The organism is Kitasatospora sp. NPDC058218, from assembly GCF_042882445.1.
GTDB lineage: Bacteria > Actinomycetota > Actinomycetes > Streptomycetales > Streptomycetaceae > Kitasatospora.
This window is the reverse complement of the sequence record NZ_JBHVWC010000042.1, coordinates 51,688-69,297: the sequence shown is the minus strand read 5'-3', so window position 1 is coordinate 69,297 and position 17,610 is coordinate 51,688. Positions and strand designations below refer to the sequence as shown.

15 protein-coding genes, 1 tRNA gene and 1 pseudogene are annotated in these 17,610 nt (G+C 74.6%); 9 read left to right on the top strand and 8 right to left on the bottom strand.

What is annotated here, in order from left to right:
• Window positions 1–8: 8 nt before the first annotated feature.
• The 3 genes and pseudogenes from ACFVYI_RS25630 to ACFVYI_RS25620 all read left to right on the top strand — a co-directional run.
• Window positions 9–1,082: pseudogene (locus ACFVYI_RS25630) on the top strand (sugar phosphate nucleotidyltransferase); the annotation flags it as partial.
• Between the two features lie 237 nt (window positions 1,083–1,319).
• A complete protein-coding gene (locus ACFVYI_RS25625; protein ID WP_387889528.1) occupies window positions 1,320–2,378 on the top strand; it encodes a YIP1 family protein in 1,059 nt (352 codons plus the stop codon).
• Between the two features lie 104 nt (window positions 2,379–2,482).
• The gene (locus tag ACFVYI_RS25620) at window positions 2,483–3,373 is read left to right on the top strand and encodes a metal-dependent hydrolase (protein ID WP_387889525.1); all 891 of its coding nucleotides are present in this window, start codon (window positions 2,483–2,485) and stop codon (window positions 3,371–3,373) included.
• A gap of 85 nt (window positions 3,374–3,458) precedes the next feature.
• Here ACFVYI_RS25620 and dcd read toward each other — a convergent pair whose 3' ends face one another.
• Both dcd and ACFVYI_RS25610 read right to left on the bottom strand, forming a co-directional pair.
• Window positions 3,459–4,034 (bottom strand): dCTP deaminase, encoded by a 576-nt coding sequence (gene dcd, locus ACFVYI_RS25615; RefSeq protein ID WP_387889522.1) that lies wholly within the window; start codon window positions 4,032–4,034, stop codon window positions 3,459–3,461.
• A gap of 71 nt (window positions 4,035–4,105) precedes the next feature.
• Window positions 4,106–4,327, bottom strand: coding sequence for a hypothetical protein (locus ACFVYI_RS25610; RefSeq protein ID WP_329488707.1), 222 nt, complete (start codon window positions 4,325–4,327; stop codon window positions 4,106–4,108).
• A 279-nt stretch (window positions 4,328–4,606) separates the two neighbouring features.
• Between ACFVYI_RS25610 and ACFVYI_RS25605 the strand changes: the two genes are divergently transcribed.
• A tRNA-Gly gene (locus ACFVYI_RS25605) sits at window positions 4,607–4,680 on the top strand.
• Between the two features lie 197 nt (window positions 4,681–4,877).
• Here the strand turns inward: ACFVYI_RS25605 and ACFVYI_RS25600 are convergent.
• Complete coding sequence (locus tag ACFVYI_RS25600) at window positions 4,878–5,744, bottom strand: haloalkane dehalogenase (RefSeq protein ID WP_387889519.1); 867 nt, start codon at window positions 5,742–5,744, stop codon at window positions 4,878–4,880.
• 52 nt (window positions 5,745–5,796) lie between these two features.
• Window positions 5,797–6,621 (bottom strand): SDR family oxidoreductase, encoded by an 825-nt coding sequence (locus ACFVYI_RS25595; RefSeq protein ID WP_387889517.1) that lies wholly within the window; start codon window positions 6,619–6,621, stop codon window positions 5,797–5,799.
• 102 nt (window positions 6,622–6,723) lie between these two features.
• Here ACFVYI_RS25595 and ACFVYI_RS25590 point away from each other — a divergent pair, with 102 nt between their 5' ends.
• Together ACFVYI_RS25590 and ACFVYI_RS25585 are read left to right on the top strand one after the other, a co-directional pair.
• Window positions 6,724–7,335: a TetR/AcrR family transcriptional regulator gene (locus ACFVYI_RS25590; protein WP_387889515.1), complete on the top strand. Its 612-nt coding sequence runs from the start codon at window positions 6,724–6,726 to the stop codon at window positions 7,333–7,335.
• A gap of 89 nt (window positions 7,336–7,424) precedes the next feature.
• Window positions 7,425–9,551, top strand: a complete 2,127-nt coding sequence (locus ACFVYI_RS25585) for a histidine kinase (RefSeq protein WP_387889513.1) — start codon at window positions 7,425–7,427, stop codon at window positions 9,549–9,551.
• A 40-nt stretch (window positions 9,552–9,591) separates the two neighbouring features.
• On the opposite strand, the gene ACFVYI_RS25580 is transcribed toward ACFVYI_RS25585, so the two are convergent.
• Window positions 9,592–10,200 carry a DNA-binding response regulator gene (locus tag ACFVYI_RS25580; RefSeq protein WP_387889510.1) on the bottom strand — a complete coding sequence of 203 codons (609 nt, stop codon included), beginning with the start codon at window positions 10,198–10,200 and terminating at the stop codon, window positions 9,592–9,594.
• A gap of 85 nt (window positions 10,201–10,285) precedes the next feature.
• Here ACFVYI_RS25580 and ACFVYI_RS25575 point away from each other — a divergent pair, with 85 nt between their 5' ends.
• Together ACFVYI_RS25575 and ACFVYI_RS25570 are read left to right on the top strand one after the other, a co-directional pair.
• Window positions 10,286–11,020 carry an ABC transporter ATP-binding protein gene (locus ACFVYI_RS25575; protein WP_387889509.1) on the top strand — a complete coding sequence of 245 codons (735 nt, stop codon included), beginning with the start codon at window positions 10,286–10,288 and terminating at the stop codon, window positions 11,018–11,020.
• Window positions 11,017–13,497: an ABC transporter permease gene (locus ACFVYI_RS25570; protein WP_387889507.1), complete on the top strand. Its 2,481-nt coding sequence runs from the start codon at window positions 11,017–11,019 to the stop codon at window positions 13,495–13,497. The genes ACFVYI_RS25575 and ACFVYI_RS25570 overlap by 4 nt, the downstream gene beginning before the upstream one ends.
• Before the next feature lie 107 nt (window positions 13,498–13,604).
• On the opposite strand, the gene ACFVYI_RS25565 is transcribed toward ACFVYI_RS25570, so the two are convergent.
• From ACFVYI_RS25565 to ACFVYI_RS25555, 3 genes are all read right to left on the bottom strand, one after another.
• Entirely contained in the window at window positions 13,605–14,816 is a 1,212-nt protein-coding gene (locus tag ACFVYI_RS25565; protein ID WP_387889505.1) for a nucleotide disphospho-sugar-binding domain-containing protein, read from the bottom strand.
• Window positions 14,817–14,968: 152 nt separating this feature from the next.
• Window positions 14,969–15,748, bottom strand: coding sequence for an alpha/beta fold hydrolase (locus ACFVYI_RS25560; RefSeq protein ID WP_387889502.1), 780 nt, complete (start codon window positions 15,746–15,748; stop codon window positions 14,969–14,971).
• 276 nt (window positions 15,749–16,024) lie between these two features.
• Entirely contained in the window at window positions 16,025–16,690 is a 666-nt protein-coding gene (locus tag ACFVYI_RS25555; protein WP_387889500.1) for a TetR/AcrR family transcriptional regulator, read from the bottom strand.
• Window positions 16,691–16,942: 252 nt separating this feature from the next.
• Here ACFVYI_RS25555 and ACFVYI_RS25550 point away from each other — a divergent pair, with 252 nt between their 5' ends.
• Window positions 16,943–17,515, top strand: coding sequence for a hypothetical protein (locus ACFVYI_RS25550; protein WP_387889497.1), 573 nt, complete (start codon window positions 16,943–16,945; stop codon window positions 17,513–17,515).
• Window positions 17,516–17,610: the final 95 nt, after the last annotated feature.

The window sequence follows — 17,610 nt, the reverse complement described above, 5'->3', positions numbered from 1 at the left end:
CGCAGACCATGACCGAGGCGATCATGCTGGTCGGTGGTAAGGGCACGCGACTGCGTCCGCTGACCACCCACACCCCCAAGCCCATGCTGCCCGTGGCGGGCGTCCCGTTCATCGCGCACCAGCTGGCCCGTGCGGCCGCGGCCGGGGTGACCCGCGTGGTGCTCGCCACCTCCTACCTGGCCGAGGTCTTCGAGGACCACTTCCAGGACGGGACCCCGTACGGCATCGAGCTGGTCTACCTGACCGAGCGGGAGCCGCTCGGCACCGGCGGCGCCATCCGCAACGCCGCCTCCGGGCTGACCTGCGGCCCCGACGAACCGGTCCTGGTCTTCAACGGGGACATCCTCTCCGGCGTCGACATCGCCGCCCTGCGCGACGGCCACGTGGCCGCCGGGGCCGACGTCACCCTGCACCTCACCCGGGTCGAGGACCCGCGCGCCTTCGGGCTCGTCCCGACCGACGAGGCCGGGCGGGTGCTGGAGTTCCTGGAGAAGCCGGAGACGCCCGAGCAGATCGTCACCGACCAGATCAACGCCGGCTGCTACGTCTTCACCCGCTCGGTGATCGACCGCATCCCGGCCGGCCGGGAGGTCTCCGTCGAGCGCGAGACCTTCCCGGAGCTGCTGGCCACCGGCGCGCTGCTGCGCGGCGTGGTGGACACCTCGTACTGGCTGGACCTCGGCACGCCGGCGGCCTTCGTCCGCGGCTCGGCCGACCTCGTCCTCGGCAAGGTCGACTCCCCGGCCGTCCCCGGCCCCACCGGTGACGCCCTGCTGCTGCCCGGCGCGACCGTCCACCCCGGCGCCGTGCTCAGCGGCGGGACCGTGGTCTCCGAGGGCGCGGTGGTCGAGGCCGGCGCGATCGTCGAGGGCAGCGTGATCCTCCCCGGCGCGTCGATCGGTCCGGACACCCTGGTCAAGGACTCGATCGTGGGCGCGTACGCGACCGTCGGCGACCGCACGGCGCTGGACGGCGCGGTGATCGGCGACGGCGCGATCGTCGAGTCGGACAACGAGCTGCCGACCGGCATCCGGGTCGCCTGCGGCACGCTGCTGCCGGTCGGCGCGGTCCGCACCTCGGCCGGCCCGGGCGGCTGCCCGGCCGGTGCCACGGCGGCCGCGGCGGTGCACGCGCCGGCCGTGAGCGCGCAGCGGTAGCGACGCCGGGGCGCTGCGGCGCCCCGGCTGCCGGCCGGGGCTCCTGGGCCGGCGGGGGTGCCTGGGCCGGCGAGGGCGCACTGTCGTCACAGGCTCGCTGCAAACCGGCCCCGGCTCGGTGCCCGACCGACGCGGAGTCGGCCGGACGGGTACCTTCGGAGCGTGGCTGGTAATCGATACGACAGCGGTCAGGGCGCCGACCCCCGCGGCGGGTGGTCGGCTCCTCCCCCCTCGGCGGGGGCGCCCGGGGGGTACGGGCAGGCGGACGGTCCGGAGTACTTCACGGCTCCGCACCGGGGGACGGCTCCGCACCCGGGGGCGCCGGGCGGCGCTCCCGCGGGCGGTCACGGTGGCGCCCCCGCGGGCGGTCCCGGCGGTCCCGGCGGGTACGACCCGTACGCCGCCGACCAGCCCGGCCACACCCGGGCCTTCCCGACCGGCACCGACCCGTACGCGGGCGAGCCGTACCCGCAGCAGGGGTACCCGGCGCAGTACGGGCAGCAGCCGTACCCGCAGGGCGGCTACGACCAGGGCTACCAGCAGGACTACGACCAGGGCCACGGCTACGACCAGGGCCAGGGCTACGGCCAGGAGCCGGGGTACGGCCAGGACGGTCACCACGAGGACAACGTCGCGGTGTACCGGGCCGGCGGCCAGGCCGCCCCGCACACCACCGGCCCGCGCCCGCGCTGGCGCGAGCTGCTGACCGGGATCTTCCGCAGTCCGACCGCGACCTTCGACCGCGTCCGCGACCACCAGGTCTGGCTGCCCGCGCTCACCGTCTCGCTGCTGTACGGCGCGCTGGCCGTGCTCGGCATCGGCCTGACCCACGACGACGTGGTCAACTCGACCTTCACCAGCGCGCTCACCGCCATGGTCGTCGCCGCGATCGGCTTCACCGTGGCCGGCGCCACCCTCGGTGCGGTGACGTACGCGCTGGCCCGCCAGTTCGGCGGGGACGGCCCGTGGAAGTCGACGGTCGGCCTGGCGGTGCTGATCGGCTGGACGACGGACGCGCCCCGGCTGCTGCTGGCGCTGGTGCTGCCGTCCGACAACATCGTCGTCCAGGTCGTCGGCTGGGCCACCTGGCTGCTCTGCGCCGTGCTGCTGACCACGATGGTCCGCCGGGTGCACGACCTGCCGTGGGGCAAGGCCGCCGGTGCCGCCGCGCTGCAGCTCCTGGCGCTGCTGGTGCTGATCAAACTGCCCACCCTGGGCTGAGCGAACCGTGGGCGGCCCGTCGGCGGCCCGGGGGAGAATGGTCGACGGGCCCCGCCTGCGGGGCCCGTTCCGCTTCCACCACCCTCACGCGCACGGAGCCAGGCATGACCCTCCCCACCACCCACGTCAGCTTCCCGGCCGGGGCGGTGACCGGCGAGTCCCCGGTGCTCGCGGTGCACCCGCTGGACGGCGGCCGCCACGCGGTCGTCACGGAGGCGACGCCGTTCCACCCGCTCGACCACACCTGGCCCGACCAGCCGGCCGACCTCGGCACCCTCACCGTGGACGGCACCGAACTGGCCGTCGTCGACTGCCTGACCGGAGCGGTGGGCCCGGACGGGGGCGCGCCGCTGGTCGGCGCCGACATCCCGGTCCGCCGCGGCGACGAGGAGTGGTCCTGGCTGGTCCTGCACGTGGTCGAGGGGGACCCGGGCGACCTCGCCGGCAAGGCCGCGACCCTCGCCGTCGACCCCGGCCGGCGCGCCGCGCTCAGCGCCTCGCACAGCGGCTGCCACCTGCTCGCCCTCGCCCTGAACGCGGCCCTCGCACCGCGCTGGCGCAAGGACCCGGGCCGCTCGGACGCCTTCGGCAACCCGGACTTCGACAGCCTCGCGATGGCCACCTCCGTGATGGACACCGAGGCGAGCACCGACACCTACCGGCTCGGCAAGTCGCTGCGCAAGAAGGGCTTCACCGCCGAGGCCACCGAGGACCTCCCGGCCCTCGCCGACGCCCTGCCCGCCCTCACCGAGGCGGTCAACCGGCAGCTGGCCGCCTGGGTCGCCGCCGACGCCCCGGTCCGCATCGACGTCCCCGGTCCCGAGCTCACCGCCCGCCGCCAGTGGCACTGCGAGCTGCCCGAGGGGCCCGCGCAGATCTCCTGCGGCGGCACCCACCTGCACCACCTGGGCGAGCTGGCCGGGCTCCGCACCGAGCTGCGGCTCTCCGAGGACGGCAGCGAACTCGTCGCCGTCACCCGCCCCGAGCGCGCCTGAACACCGCTGACAACGCCGCGGGCGGCCACCCCTCGCTCCAGGGGTGGCCGCCCGCCGTGCGTGCCGCGTGCTGCGTCCGCTCTGCTCAGACCTCGGTGCGGTGGAAGTTCAGGAACGAGCGGGACGGCGTCGGGCCGCGCTGGCCCTGGTAGCGCGAGCCGTACCGCGCCGAGCCGTAGGGGTGCTCGGACGGCGAGGAGAGCCGGAACAGGCAGAGCTGCCCGATCTTCATCCCCGGGTAGAGCTTGATCGGCAGCGTCGCGACGTTCGACAGCTCCAGCGTGACGTGACCGCTGAAGCCGGGGTCGATGAAGCCGGCCGTGGAGTGCGTCAGCAGGCCGAGCCGACCCAGGCTGGACTTGCCCTCCAGCCGCGAGGCGACGTCGTCCGGCAGCGTGATGACCTCGTAGGTCGACGCCAGCACGAACTCGCCCGGGTGCAGGATGAACGCGTCGTCGCCCTCCGGCTCGACCAGCCGGGTCAGGTCCGGCTGCTCCTCGGAGGGGTCGATGTGCGGGTACCGGTGGTTCTCGAACACCCGGAAGAAGCGGTCCAGCCGCACGTCGATACTGGAAGGCTGGATCATCGCAGGGTCGAACGGGTCGATCGTGACCCGGCCCTTGTCGATCTCGGCCCGAATGTCCTTGTCAGAGAGCAGCACGCTTCGAGGTTACGTGCACGACAGGGCCCCGGACGAATCGCCCGGGGCCCGTTCCGTCCTCGTGCCCGCCGTCAGGCCAGGAACTCCGCGGCCTCCAGCCGCATCGCCCGGGCCAGTTGCGGCGCGGACAGCTCCCGTACGTCGGCCAGCACCGAACTGCGCATCCGTCCGCACTGCGGACAGCGGATCAGCCGCCCGGGCCCCAACCGGCCCGGCCCGAGGTTCTGCATCGGGAACGTGGTGGTGCTGAACAGGTGCCCCTCGGCACAACGAACGACGGCGCGCTGCTCCATCGGTCCCCTTCCCATCCTTACCCCGGTACTCACCCGTACTCATCGCACCCCGAACGGCGGAGCCCTCGGGACAGCGTCACATTAGGGGATGTTCCGGACATTCCACAGCATGGCTCGCCGCCCCGAAACCCACCCGCCGGAGCACTCTCACGCGGCCCACACAGTACGCCTCCGCCCCCGTCCCGGGCGGCTCCGCCACGACCCCGGGTCACCTGTGCAACGGGCGTCACGCATGGGGTACAGTGAGGGCAGATCGAGCGGTCTCTGACGGCTCATCAGGCGGGCGTAGTTTAATGGTAGAACATGAGCTTCCCAAGCTTATAGCGCGAGTTCGATTCTCGTCGCCCGCTCCAGAGGTAAAGCCCCAGGTCAACGGCCTGGGGCTTTCTTGTTGTCCGGACCGGTCCTGGGCTCCGCGCGACTGTCGCGCCAGGGGCGATGGGCGACGGTGGTCGAGGGCGCCGGCCCGGGTCGTGGGCGGTGGTCTCCCAAAGGTCGTCAACGTCCCTGCGCATGCGGCGGATCGACGGTCGGGTACGGCGGGCGGGTGCTACGGGTGGCGAAGGCCGAAGCGGTCGGCCCAGGCCGAGACGGCCGTGGCGATGAGCAGCGGCTGGTCCTCCGGCGTGTGGTGGCCGGCGACGGCCGGTGAGTGCTCGATCTCCAGGGCGGCGATGTTCGCCGCGCACCACGCGACGATGCCCTCGTGCATCATCGCCCCCGGTCCGGGCTCGAAGGTGAGCAGCAGTTTTGGCACCTCCGGGCTGGTCGCCAGCCACCGGTCGTAGGCCTCGATCCTGGCCACCACCTCGGCGGGCTCGCCGCCCAGCGGCATCGAGCGCGGCCACTGCAGCAGCGGCTTCCGGCTCTCCCGGGTCGGGTACGGCTTGCGGTAGACGTCGAGGTCGCCCTCGGTGAGCGCGGTGGCGCTGGTGCCGGGCAGGCCCTGCTCGATGAAGGCGTTGTCGTCGAGGATCATCGTCTCGCCGACGCCGTCGGTCTTGATCGCCCGGAACAGCTCCCGGCCGCCCTCGGGGAACTCCTCCCAGCTCATCGGCTTCACGATGGTCTCGGTGAAGGCGATGCCGCGGACCCGGGCCGGGTGGCGCGCGGCCCAGTCGAAGGCGAGGGCGCCACCCCAGTCGTGCCCGACCAGGACGACGTCCCGCAGGTCGAGCGCGTCGAACCAGGCGTCCAGGTAGCGGGCGTGGTCGGCGAACGTGTAGTCGATCGCGGGTTTGCCCGACTCGCCCATGCCGATGAGGTCGGGGGCCAGCAGCCGCCCGGCGCCGACGGCCGGCATGACCTCGCGCCACAGGTGGGACGAGGTCGGGTTGCCGTGCAGGAAGACGATCGGCGTGCCGGTGCCGGACTCCCGGTGGTGCATGGTCGAGTCGAGGATGTTCTGAACAGCCATGATTCCGGTCCTTCGGTGGGGGCGAGTCGGGAGATGTGATCGACCGTCGTGCTCACCGGAAGGCCGGGGCGTTGCGTTCGGCCCAGCTGCCGAAGCTGCCCGGCGCCCGGCCCAGGACGCGCTCGACGTCGGGGCTCACCCGCTGCTCGTCCTCGGTCGGCTCGCCCAGGATGGCCAGGGTGCCCTCGACGACGGGCAGCGGCATGAACCGCGCCATCTGCTCGTGCGCCTGCGCGCGGGTCTGCTCGGTGAAGTGCACGGGCTCGCCCAGCGCCGCCGCGATCGCCGCCGCCCGCTCGCGCGGGGTGGTCGGGGCGGGCCCGGTCAGGGTGTAGGTGGCGCCGAGGTGGGCGCCCTGGTCCCGCAGGACGGCGGCGGCGACCGCGGCCACGTCCTCGGGGTCGACGAAGGGCAGGCCGACGTCACCGAACGGCGCATCGGCCGCCCGCCGGGTGCGGATCGACTCCGCCCAGGCGAAGGCGTTGGTCGTCATCCCGCCCGAGCGCAGGACGGTCCAGTCGAGACCGGACGTCCGCACGGCCGCCTCGAACAGGCCCGGGTGCCGGTACGCCTGCGGTCGGGTGCCGGCGCCCTGCGAGGAGAGCAGCACCACCTGGCCGACGCCGGCGGCCCGTGCCGCCGCCAGGATGCCGTCCGGGTCCTCGCCGGCCACCAGCAGGAACAGCGCCCGCGCGCCGTCGAAGGCGTCCCGCAGGCCGGCCGGCTCGGCCAGGTCGGCGGCCACCGCCCGCACCCCCGGCGGCACGTCGGCGTCGGTGATGTGCCGCGCCACGGCCGTCACCGGCAGCTGCGCCTCGGTGAGCATGCGCACCAGCGCCCGTCCGACGTTCCCGGTCGCACCCGTCACGACGATCATGTCGATCTCCTCGGTTCGTCTTCATCTGAGTTAGTTGACTGACTTATTCCGTCGGAAGAGACGCTAGCACGGTGGGGCGGTGGGTTGTCTATAGTTAGTCGGGTGACTGACTCAAAGGATTCCCGGCCGCCTCGCGCGGCAGCCGCCGACAAGCGGCAGCGTCTGACGGCCGCCACCGCCCGGGTCCTGCACGAGCAGGGCGTGGAGCGCACGACCATCGCTGACATCGCCCGCGCCGCCGACGTCCCGGCGGGCAACGTGTACTACTACTTCAAGACCAAGGACGAGCTGGTCGAAGCCGCGCTCGCCGAGCACTCCGGATACCTGGCGGCCCTGACCCACCGGCTCGACCAGCTCCCCGACCCGCGCGAACGCCTCAAGAGCCTGGTCGCCACGTGGGTCGGTCAGCGCGACACCGCGGCCCGCTTCGGCTGCCCCACCGGCACCCTGGCCGTCGAGCTCGACAAGCGGGCCGAGGGCGGGCTCGACCTCGCGGCGGGGCAGGTCATCCGCCAGCTGCTGGACTGGGTGGAGCAGCAGTACCGGCAGCTGGGCGTGGCCGACCCCGAGGGGTACGCACTGGCGCTCGTCGGCGCCTACCAGGGCATGTCGCTGCTCGCCAACGCGCTGCGCGACCCGGAGATCATGACGCGCGAGGGGGCCCGGCTCGCCCGCGAGCTCGACGGCCTCTCCGCGCCGCCGGCGCACCGGTAGGAGACGTGGACGGCGGTCGGCGGTCCGGGGCGTGCCGGCCGGGCCCGAGGGGCGTTCCTCCTTGATCGTCCTGCGCGTACCATGCCCGGGTGGAGGGGGCACCGGGCAAGGACGTCGCGTCGCGGCTGTCGCACGCGTTGGTCGTCGCGGCCGCCGTCGCCGTGGCCTCGGTGCACCTGCTGAAGGGGCTGGCGCGCGTCCCGGCGGAGCCGGCGGCCGGCCTCGCCGTCGCGGTGGCCTGTCTCGCGCTGGTGGTGGTGCAGCTCCGGCACAGCACGCCGGCGCTGCGGCGGCTCGTCCCGGTGGCGCCGCCGGTGGCCTGGACGGCGGTCGAACTGGCCGTCGGCTGTCTCGCGGTCGCGCCGCTCGGGGTCTCGATCGGTCTGCTCTGCCTCCCGGCCGCCTCGCTGCTGCTCGAACGCCGGTGGATCCTGCTGCTGTTGTTCGGCGGCTCCGCGGCGCTGGTCGAGCTGACGCGCTCGGGCAGCGTGCGGGACACCGTCGACATGACGCTCATCGTGGCGATCGGCGGCATCATGCTGTACGCCGTCACCACGCTGGCGCTGTTCGCGACGCGGGCGCACGCCGCCCGGCTCACGCTGGCGGCCTCCGCCGTCACCGCCGAGCGGCTGCGGATCGCGGCCGGCCTGGAGACCGACCTCGCCGACGGGCTGGCGGAGGTCCACGGCCTGGCGCTGCGGGACGACCCGACGGTCCTGGACGACCTCCTCGCCGCGGCGCGCCGGACCCTGGCGGCGACCCGGGCGACGGCGGCCGAGTTGCGCAGCCTGTCGCTGGCTCCCGAGGCGGCCAGTGCCCGGGCCCTGCTGACGTCCGCGGGCATCGCCGCCGACCTTCGGGTCGGGCACTCGGAGCCGCTCGGACCGGCCGGGACGGTCCTGGCGACGGTGCTGCGCGAGGCGGTCACCGCGGTGGTGCGGGTCGGCGACGCGCGCCGGTGCGAGATCGTCACCGGCGAGCGGGCCGGGCAGGTGGTGCTGCGGGTGGTCAGCGACGGCGTGCCGACGGCCGCGCTCGGCGCCGACGTCCTCGACGGCCTCGCCGACCGGGTCCGCGCCGTCGGCGGGCGGCTGACGGCCGGTCTGGAGCCGGACGGTCGCTTCGCCGTCGAGGCGGCGGTGGCGGCCACCCCCGCGCCGGCGGCGGCCGCCGATCCGCCCGAGCTGCGGACCGTGCTCGGCCTGTACTTCCTCGTCCTCGGCACCTTCTGCGTCAAGGCCGTGCTGCTCGTGCCGGTGCCCCTGCTCGGCCTCGGCGTGCCGTGTCTGCTGGTGTTCTGCGGGCTCCAGATCCGCTTCGCGACCCAGGAATCGCCGCGCCGCGCCCGCCTCGTCCTGCTCGCCTCGGCGGCCCTCGCGCTCGTTCCGTTGCCCTGGTTCGGGCGGAACTGGATCGGCGCGGTCGGCATCCTCGCCGGCTCGCTGCTGATCGCCCTGCCGTTGCGGGCCGGCCTGGCGTTCGCCGCCGCGGCGGCGGTGGCCGGTGGCGTGATCACCGGCGGCGGCGTGGTGCCCGCGCTGCTCGCCGCCGTCGACGCACTGATCACCTGCGTCGTCGTCTACGGGGTGCTGCGGCTGGTCCGTCTGGTGCGGGAGCTGCAACGGGCGGGGGCCGGCCTGGCCCGTGCCGCGGTGGTGACCGAGCGTCTGCGCGCCGCCCGCGACCTGCACGACCTGCTCGGCCACGGACTGACCGCGATCCTGCTCAAGGCCGAACTCGCCCGGCGTCTGGCGGCCACCGACCCCGGCCGCGGCCGGGCCGAGCTGCGGGACATCGTGCGGCTGGCCGAGCGCGGGGAGAGCGAGCTGCGGACGGTGGTCGGCGGCGGCCCCCGGTTGTCGTTCGAGGCTGAACTGGCTTCGGCGACGGCGGTGTTGGAGGCGGCCGCGATCAAGGTGGAGGTCGACGACGTACCGGTGCCGGCGGCGGCGGGGGCCGTGCTGAGCGTGGTGCTCCGGGAGGCCGTCACCAACATCCTGCGGCACAGCTGCGCCCGCCACGCGCGCATCGCCACCTCGGTGGACGAGGACTCGGTGCGGCTGGAGGTGGAGAACGACGGGGTGCCGGACGGGGTCCGGGCGCCCGGCTCCGGGATCGGCGGCCTGACCGTCCGGCTCACCGCCATCGGCGGGACCCTGGCGGCCGGTCCGGACGACGGCTGGTACCTGCTGCGGGCCGAGGTGCCGGCGGGCTGAGGCCCTGAGGCCCTGGGGGCCACGGGAGCGGTAACGCCGGTTACAGCCAGCCCGCCTCGCGCGCGATGCGCACCGCGTCCGTCCGGTTCCGGGCGTTGAGCTTGCCGACGACCGCGGTCAGCACGTTGCGGACGGTCCCCGTCGACAGGTGCAGCCGCGCCGCGATCTCCGGCGGTTCGGCGCCCTCGGCCAGCTCCCGCAGCACGCCGTTCTCACGCGGTGTCAGCGGGTTGTCCGCGAGGTCCCACGCCGCGACGGCGAGGCCCCGGTCCAGCACCCGGCCGCCGCCGGCCACCTGCCGGATCGCCGCCACGAGCTCCTCCGGCGGAGCGGTCTTCAGCAGGAAGCCGTCGACCTTCGCCTCCAGGGCCCGGCGGAGCAGCCCGGGCCGTCCGTTCGAAGTGAGCATCAGGGTCCGGCAGTTCGGCACCTTCTCCTTCAGTGCCGCCGCCGCCTGGAGGCCGTCGGTACGCCCGGGCATCTCGATGTCGAGCACCGCCACGTCGGGTGTGACGACCATGGCGCGCGGCACCACGTCGTCGGCCGAGCCGGCCTGGGCGACGACCTCCAGGTCGGGCTCCAGCTCCAGCAGCGCCACCAGCGCGCTGCGCACCACGTGTTGGTCCTCCGCCAGCAGGAGTCTGATCATGCGACGACCCTACCCGTGACGATGTCACGGTCGGCTCGTGATCCGCTCCCTGTCCCGGGAGTTCACGGCTCGGCAGGCTGGAGGCATGAGCGAAGCGATCAGTTTGGAAGCCGTGAGCAAGGTCTACGGCAAGGGGCGGGGCGCCGTCGCCGCACTGCGCGAGGTGACGGTGCGGCTGCCCAAGGGCGGCTTCACCGCGGTGATGGGCCCCTCCGGTTCGGGCAAGAGCACCTTCCTGCACTGCGCGGCCGGACTGGACCGCCCGACCTCCGGGACGGTCCGCCTGGGGGACACCGACCTGTCGCGGCTCAGTGAGACCAAGCTGACCGAACTGCGCCGGGAGCGGGCGGGGTTCGTGTTCCAGTCCTTCAACCTCATCCCGTCGCTGACCGTCGAGCGGAACATCACGCTGCCGCTGCGTCTGGCCGGCCGCCGGGCCGACGGCGCGCGGCTGGCCGAACTCGTCGGGCGGGTGGGGCTGCAGGAGCGGACCGGACACCGCCCGGGGCAGCTGTCCGGCGGCCAGCAGCAGCGCGTCGCCATCGCCCGCGCCCTGATCTCGGACCCCGAGGTGCTCTTCGCCGACGAGCCGACCGGCGCGCTGGACACCATGACCGCCCGCGAGGTCCTGACCCTGCTCCGGCAGACCGTCGACGAGTTCGGCCAGACCATCGTCATGGTCACCCACGACCCGGTCGCCGCGTCCTACGCCGACGACGTGCTGTTCCTGGCCGACGGCCGGGTCGCCGACACGATGTCCGCGCCGACCGCCGCCAAGGTCGCCGACCGCATGATCCGCCTGGGAGCGTGGAACCGATGATGCTCAGCTTCGCCCTCGCCACGCTCCGGTACCGCAAGGCCGGCTTCGCCGGTGCCTTCGTCGCCCTGTTCTGCGCCGCCGCGCTGGTCTGCGGCTGCGGGACGCTGCTGGCCACGGGGCTGCTCGGCAGCGTCCAGCCCGAGCGGTACGCGGCCGCGCCGATCGTGGTCGCCGGGGACCAGAACGTCCACCACGTCGAGAACAAGGGCAAGGGCAAGGTCAAGGAGAAGGCCAAGCCGATCGCCGACCACGCCTGGGTGCCGGCCGCACTCGCCGAGCGCATCGGGGCGCTGCCCTCGGTGCGGGCCGTCAGCACCGAGGTGACCTTCCCGGTGCTGCTGCCCGGTGGCCCCACGAGCGAGTCCTGGGGCCACGGATGGGAGTCCGCGCCGCTGGCCGGCGTGACCCTGGCCTCCGGGAACGCGCCGTCGGCCGCCGACGAGGTCGTGCTGGACGCGGCCACGGCCGCCCGGGCCCACCTGTCCGTCGGCTCCACCGCGCAGGCCCGCACCGCCACGGGGACGCAGGCCGTCCGCGTCGTCGGCGTCACCGCCCAGGGCTTCGCCAGCCAGGCCGCGGTGTACTTCGCCCCCGAGCGGGCCCGGCAGCTCGCCGGCCACGACGGCCTGGTCAGCGCGATCGGCGTGTTCCCGGCCGCGCCCTCGGCCGCCGCCGATGTCGAGGCGCTGCTCCGGAGCACCCCGGCCACCCCGGCCGCCCCCGCCGCCGTCGTCCGCACCGGCGACGACCGCGGACCGGTGGAGTTCCCCGACGCCGCCAACGCCCGGGTGCGCCTGGTCAGCATGGGCGCCGTCCTGGCCGGCACCTCCCTGCTCGTCGCCCTGCTGGTCGTCGTCGGCACCTTCGGCCTGTCGATCCAGCAGCGCCAGCGTGAGATCGCGGTGCTGCGCGCCGTCGCCGCGACCGGACGTCAGGTCCGGAAGATGATCGGCAGCGAGGCGCTCGCCGTGGGCCTGGCCGCCGGAGTCCTCGGCGCCGCCGCGGGGCTGCCGCTGGGCGGCTGGCTCCGCGACCGGTTCGTCGCGCTGGACGTGATCCCGGCGAACCTCCCCGTCGTCCTCTCCCCGTTCCCCGTGATCGCCGCCGCCGGCGCCACCCTGCTGGCCGGCTGGGGCGCCGCCCGGATCTCGGCCCGGCGGGCCACCGCCATCAAGCCGGTGGAGGCCCTCGGCGAGGCCGAGCTCAAGCCGCCGCACCTGGGCTGGGCCCGGATCGTCTTCGGCGTCCTGGCCACCGTCGGCGCCGTCGTCCTCACCGCCCTGCTCACCGCCTTGCACTCGGACCAGGCCTCCACCCCGGTCTGCTTCATCGCCGTCCTGCTGTGGTGCACGGCGCTGTCCCTGCTCGGTCCGCTGGTCGTCCGGGCCGGTGTCGCGGTGCTGGGCCTGCCGCTGCGGGTCTCCCGGGTCGGCGGCTACCTCGCCGCCCACAACCTGCGGGCCGCGGCGCACCGGCTGGCCTCGGTGGTCACCCCGCTGACCCTGCTGGTCGCGATGGCCTGCACCATCCTGTTCACCCAGACCACCGTCGACGGCGCCGCGGGGGAGCAGCGCGACCGGGGGAGCGTCGCCGACTTCGTGGTCGGGCCGCGGGTGCCCGCCTCCGCCGCCGCGTCGGTCGCCGCCGTCCCCGGGGTGCGGACCGTGACCCGGGTGCTGCACACCCAGGTCCGGGACGGCCTGACCAAGCGCAGCGTGCAGGCGGTCACGCCCGAAGGGCTGACCGACACCCTCGACCTGGGCGTGACCGCGGGCGACATCGCCGCGCTGGCGGACGGTACGGCGGCGGCCGCGGACGGGCTGGGCTACCGGCTCGGCCAGCGGATCCGGCTCACCCTCGCCGACGGCACCCCGGCCGAGGTCACGGTCGTCGCCCTGTACGCCCGGGGCCTGGGCTTCGGGGACCTGACCCTGGCGCACGGCCTGGTCGCCGCGCACGTCGACGTCCCCCTCGACGACAACCTGCTCGTCCGGGGCGAGGGCGTCGCCCGGCAGGCGCTGGCCGCCGCGCTGCGGGCCGAGCCGGGCATCGGCGTCCTGGACCGTGCCGCCGCGCAGTCCGCGGGCAACCGGACGAGCGCCCAGATCGGTTACGTCACCCTCGGCCTGATCATCGCCTTCGTCGCCATCGCCGTCCTCAACACCCTCGCCATGAGCATCACCGACCGCCGCCAGGAGTTCACCGCCCTGCGGCTGATCGGCACCACCCGCCGCCAGGTCCGCCGGATGCTCGGCTGGGAGACCGCGACCTCCGTCGCGATCGCCACGGTGCTCGGCCTCGGGATCGCGTTCGCGGTGCTCACCACCTACGCCCAGGGCATCACCCGGGGCACCGCCCCGGTCGCCGTGCCGATCGGCGAGCTCGCGCTCGTGCTCGCCGGCGGTGCCGCGCTCGCCGCCGTGGGCACCTGGCTGCCGGCCCGCGCCGCGCTGCGCAGCCGGGAGCGGGCGTCCTGAGCGGGCGCCCCGGCACGGCAAAGCCGCAGGTCATCCGACCTGCGGCTTTGGTGTTCCCCGGGCGGCCCGGGCGTGGACCGGCGTGAGTCGGCGCGGGTCGGCGTGGCTCAGCGCGGGCCGGTGGCGAGGGCCTCGATGGCCGGGACGAGGGCGGCGGGGGTGGGGAGCGCGTCGTTGTCGGCCCGGAGGCGGGCGGCGGCGTCGCGGAGCGCCGGGTCGGTGACGAGACGGGTGAGCAGCGGGGTGTCCACGTCGTCGGAGGCCGAGCGCAGGGCGGCGCCGCTGGCGGTGAGGATGTCGGCGACGGCGAAGTTGTCGGCACCCTGGGGGAGGAGGAGCTGGGGCAGGCCGGCCTGCAGGGCGGTGAGCGTGCTGCCGGAACCACCGTGGTGGACCGCCGCGTCGCAGACCCGCAGCAGCTCCGCCAGCGGGACCCACGGCAGCGGCCGGACGTTGGCCGGCAGGGGGCCGAGGTGGGTGAGGTCGGCGCCGCCGACGGCGAGCAGGAACTCGGCGTCGACCGAGGCGGCCGACTCGATCAGGCGGGTGATCGCGTGGACGCCGTCCATGTCGGCGACCACGGTGCCCAGGGTGACCGCGACCCGCGGCCGGGTGCCCCGGCGCAGCAGGTCGCCGGGAACGACACCGCCCCCGTTGTAGGGGAGGTAGCGCATCCGCAGGCCGCCCCCGTCGCCGCCGAGCGAGGCCGGGACGATGTCCAGCGGGGTGGTGTCGGCCGGGCCGGCCACGCCGTGCGCCTCGTAGACGTCGGTGAAGTGGGTGGCCAGCCGGGCGGCCAGGTCGAGGCCGGAGGTGAAGCCGAAGTTCTGGAGCGCCGCCGGGATCTTGAGCTTGGCCGCGACCAGCTGGGCGGAGGCCAGGCAGGAGTCGTGGACCAGCAGGTCGGGCTCCCACGCGTCGGCGACGGCGAGCAGGTCGTCCACGGTGGAACGGGAGGCGTAGGCGAAGGCCACGGCGGCCAGGTCGAGGATCTCGTCCTGGTCCAGGTCCGGCCTGGAGTACCGCGTGTCGCCGGTGGCCTCCGCGAACGCCTCCCGCAGGGGCCGGCCGTCGCCGATCTCGGCGATCGGGAAGCCGGCCGCCCGGAGCTGGTCCATGGGCTTCGGGCTGGCGAACAGGATCTCGTGCCCGGCGGCCCGCAGGGCCTGCGCGGTCGGCACCATCGGGAACAGGTGGCTGGGCGCGGCCGGGCCGGTGAAGAGTATGCGCACGATCGTCTCCTGGTCGTTCTTCGAGCTGGTCGGGAGTGGCTGGTGCGGGCCGGGGCCCGCCTTCTCCGTGAACTGACGGACGGTCAATTCGTGTTCCCGGCAGGATCGATAATCGGACGTTCTGTCACGGACCTTGCGGACGGGGGCGGAGTGTGCTCCGACCCCCGTCCCGACGGCGGTGCGGATCGGACGCCGTGGCGGTGACGGTGGCGGTGGAGACGGGGCGGGTCACCCGCCGGTCAGGCGGCCGCGAGGAAGGTGCGGACCTTTGCGGTGAAGGCCTCGGACTGTTCGAAGACCACGACGTGGCCGGTGTCGAACTCGGTGTACTCGCTGCCGGCGATGGCCGAGTGCAGCCGGCGGGCGTTCTCCACCGGGATGGTGGCGTCCTGGCTGCAGCCGATCACCAGGGTCGGGGCCTGGACGCGGGGGAGCAGCTCCGTGATGTCGAGGTTCAGGTTGAGGCCGATGTGGCGCAGCGTGCCGGGGGTCGGCCGCATGAACGCGGCGTTGGCCTCGACGCCCTCGCGCCCGATCCCGTTGAGGAAGCCGCGGCTGAACGCGGTGAGGGTGGCGTAGCGGCCGAAGGCGGCGGTGTCGCCGGCGATGGCGAGCCAGACGGTCATCATGTTGCGCAGGTACTCGTCGTCCGCGTTGATCCAGCCCGCGGCGGCGACCAGACGGCGCACCTGCTCCGGCCGGCGGGCCGCGGCGGCGGTGGCGACGACCGCGCCGAGCGAGAAGCCGACGACGTCGACCGGGCCGCGGCCGGCGTCGTCGATGACGGCGTTGACCTGTGCGGCGAGGGCCTCGACGGTCAGCTCGCCGCCGTCGTCCTCGGCGGACTCGCTGCCGGACAGCTCGGGGAGCAGCACGGTGTAGCGGTCGGTGAAGCCGTCCAGCAGGTGGTCCCACATGGCGGAGCCGGGCCCGGTGCCGTGGACGAGGACGAGGGTCTCGGGGCCCTCGCCGACGACGCGGTAGGGGATGCGGGCGGTGTCGACGGTGATGGTGGGCATGGCTGGGTCCCTTCGGCGGGTGGGGCTCGGGTCGCTTCGCGGTCGGGGCGGTGGCTCCTTCCGACAGAAAGTAAACTACACGGTGTAGGCGATAGAGGCAACTACACCGTGCAGTGCATTTTGAGGCTTGCGAGGGTGCGGCGACGCGCGGCGCGAGGGTGTGGGTCCCGGGCGTTCAGCTGCACGGGCCCTTGCGCGGTGGTGGCCGGGCATGCGGCGAGGGCCGGCCCCGGAGTCGGGCCGGCCCTCGCGGGAGCGGTCGGATCGGCGGTCGGATCAGCTGCCGTAGAGGCGCAGGAAGGCGCGGACCCCGGCGGTGATGCCGGGCAGCAGCTCGGCCTCGGGGACGTGGACCGCGCCGAAGAAGGTGCGGTCGGCGGCGCCGCTGAAGGTGAGCAGGGTGAACTGGGTGGCGGCGAGCTCCGGATCCTCGATCCGCAGCAGCCCCAGCCCGGCGAGGCGGCCGAAGTGTGCGGTGAGGTCGCGCTGGGAGGCGAGCGGGCCGGCGTCCAGCCAGGCGTCGAGCACCTCGGGCGGGATGTTGCCGGCTTCGGCGCGGATCGTGCGGCCGAGTGCGTAGTGGTCGCCGGCGGCGAGGACGGCCCGGGCGCGGTCGACCGCGAAGGCGGTGAGGTCGGCCTCCAGGTCGACGATCTTGTGCAGGTGCCGGTCGGCCAACCGGGCGATGACCTCGGTCAGTTCGCCGGCCGTCTCCAGGGCGACGGACAGGAACAGCTTCTCCTTGTCGCCGAAGTGGTTGTAGATGGTGCGCTTGGAGACCCCGGCCTCGGCGGCGATGGTGTCCACGCTGGCCCGGGTGTAGCCCTCGCGGCCGAAGACCGTGCTCGCCGCGCGGGCGATGGCCCGGCGCTTCTCCGGCATCCGGCGCGAGCCCGCGGCGGCCGCCGCGCTCCCCGGTGTTCCTGGCGTCCCTGCGGTCATCGGGGGTCTCTCCTTCGCGGCGTGGATTGCACTACTCGGTGCAGTTTACTCTTGGGGTGTGTGCGGTGCGGTGCGGTGCGCGCGGCTTCGTGCGGCGCTGCGCCGTGCGACGTGGTGCGTGGAAGCGCGGCGCGCGGCACGGGGCGTGGAACTGTGGCGCTCCGGCGCGCCGTCCACGCAGTGACGGAATCCCTTCCCGGGTTGAACCCCGGGAGAAGTGCGGAGGGCCCGGTGCAGTCTGGTGGAGCCGAAGTGAACGTCGAGATCCCGGCCGGGCCCCTGCGGCCGGAGCCGGTCGGATCCCCCGCGCCGCCCGCGCGGGCGGTGGTGGACCAGGCCGTCGCCGCCGAGCGTTGCGAGCACCTGCTGCGGGAGACGCTGGACGCCGTCCGGCCGGCGCTGTCCTGGCGGCACGCGCCGCCCTGTGCGGGGGCGCGACTGCCGGCGCCCGGCTCGGGCCCGGCCGACGGTGGCGTCCAGTGGTACGTCGGTCGCGGCCGGGACATCGTCACGATCATCTCGGCCGCCCGGCGGGGGGAGTTGCCGGCCGTGGTGGAGGCGGGGTGGCGGCTGCGGGGCTGGACCATCACCTCGGTGAACGCCTGTCGCGACCTGCCCGGGGTCGCCGCGACCACGTCGGACGGCTACCGGCTCGCGCTGGAGTTCGGCGCGCTGGGGGAGGCCCGGCTGACGGCGACCTCGCCGGGGGTGGCCCGCTCGGAGTGGGTGGACGGTGCTCGCGGCGGGCCCGAAGTCCCGTTCGCCGCAGGCGGGACGAGGCCGCTGCCGGAGGTCTGCTGCCCGTTCTGGAGCGCGATGGTCTGACGCGGGTGGCGCCGGCGGCGCGGGCGGTGGCGCCGCGTCGAGACCGGGCGTTGAGGTGAGGCGTCGAGGAGGCGCGGAGCGAGTCCCCCCGGACT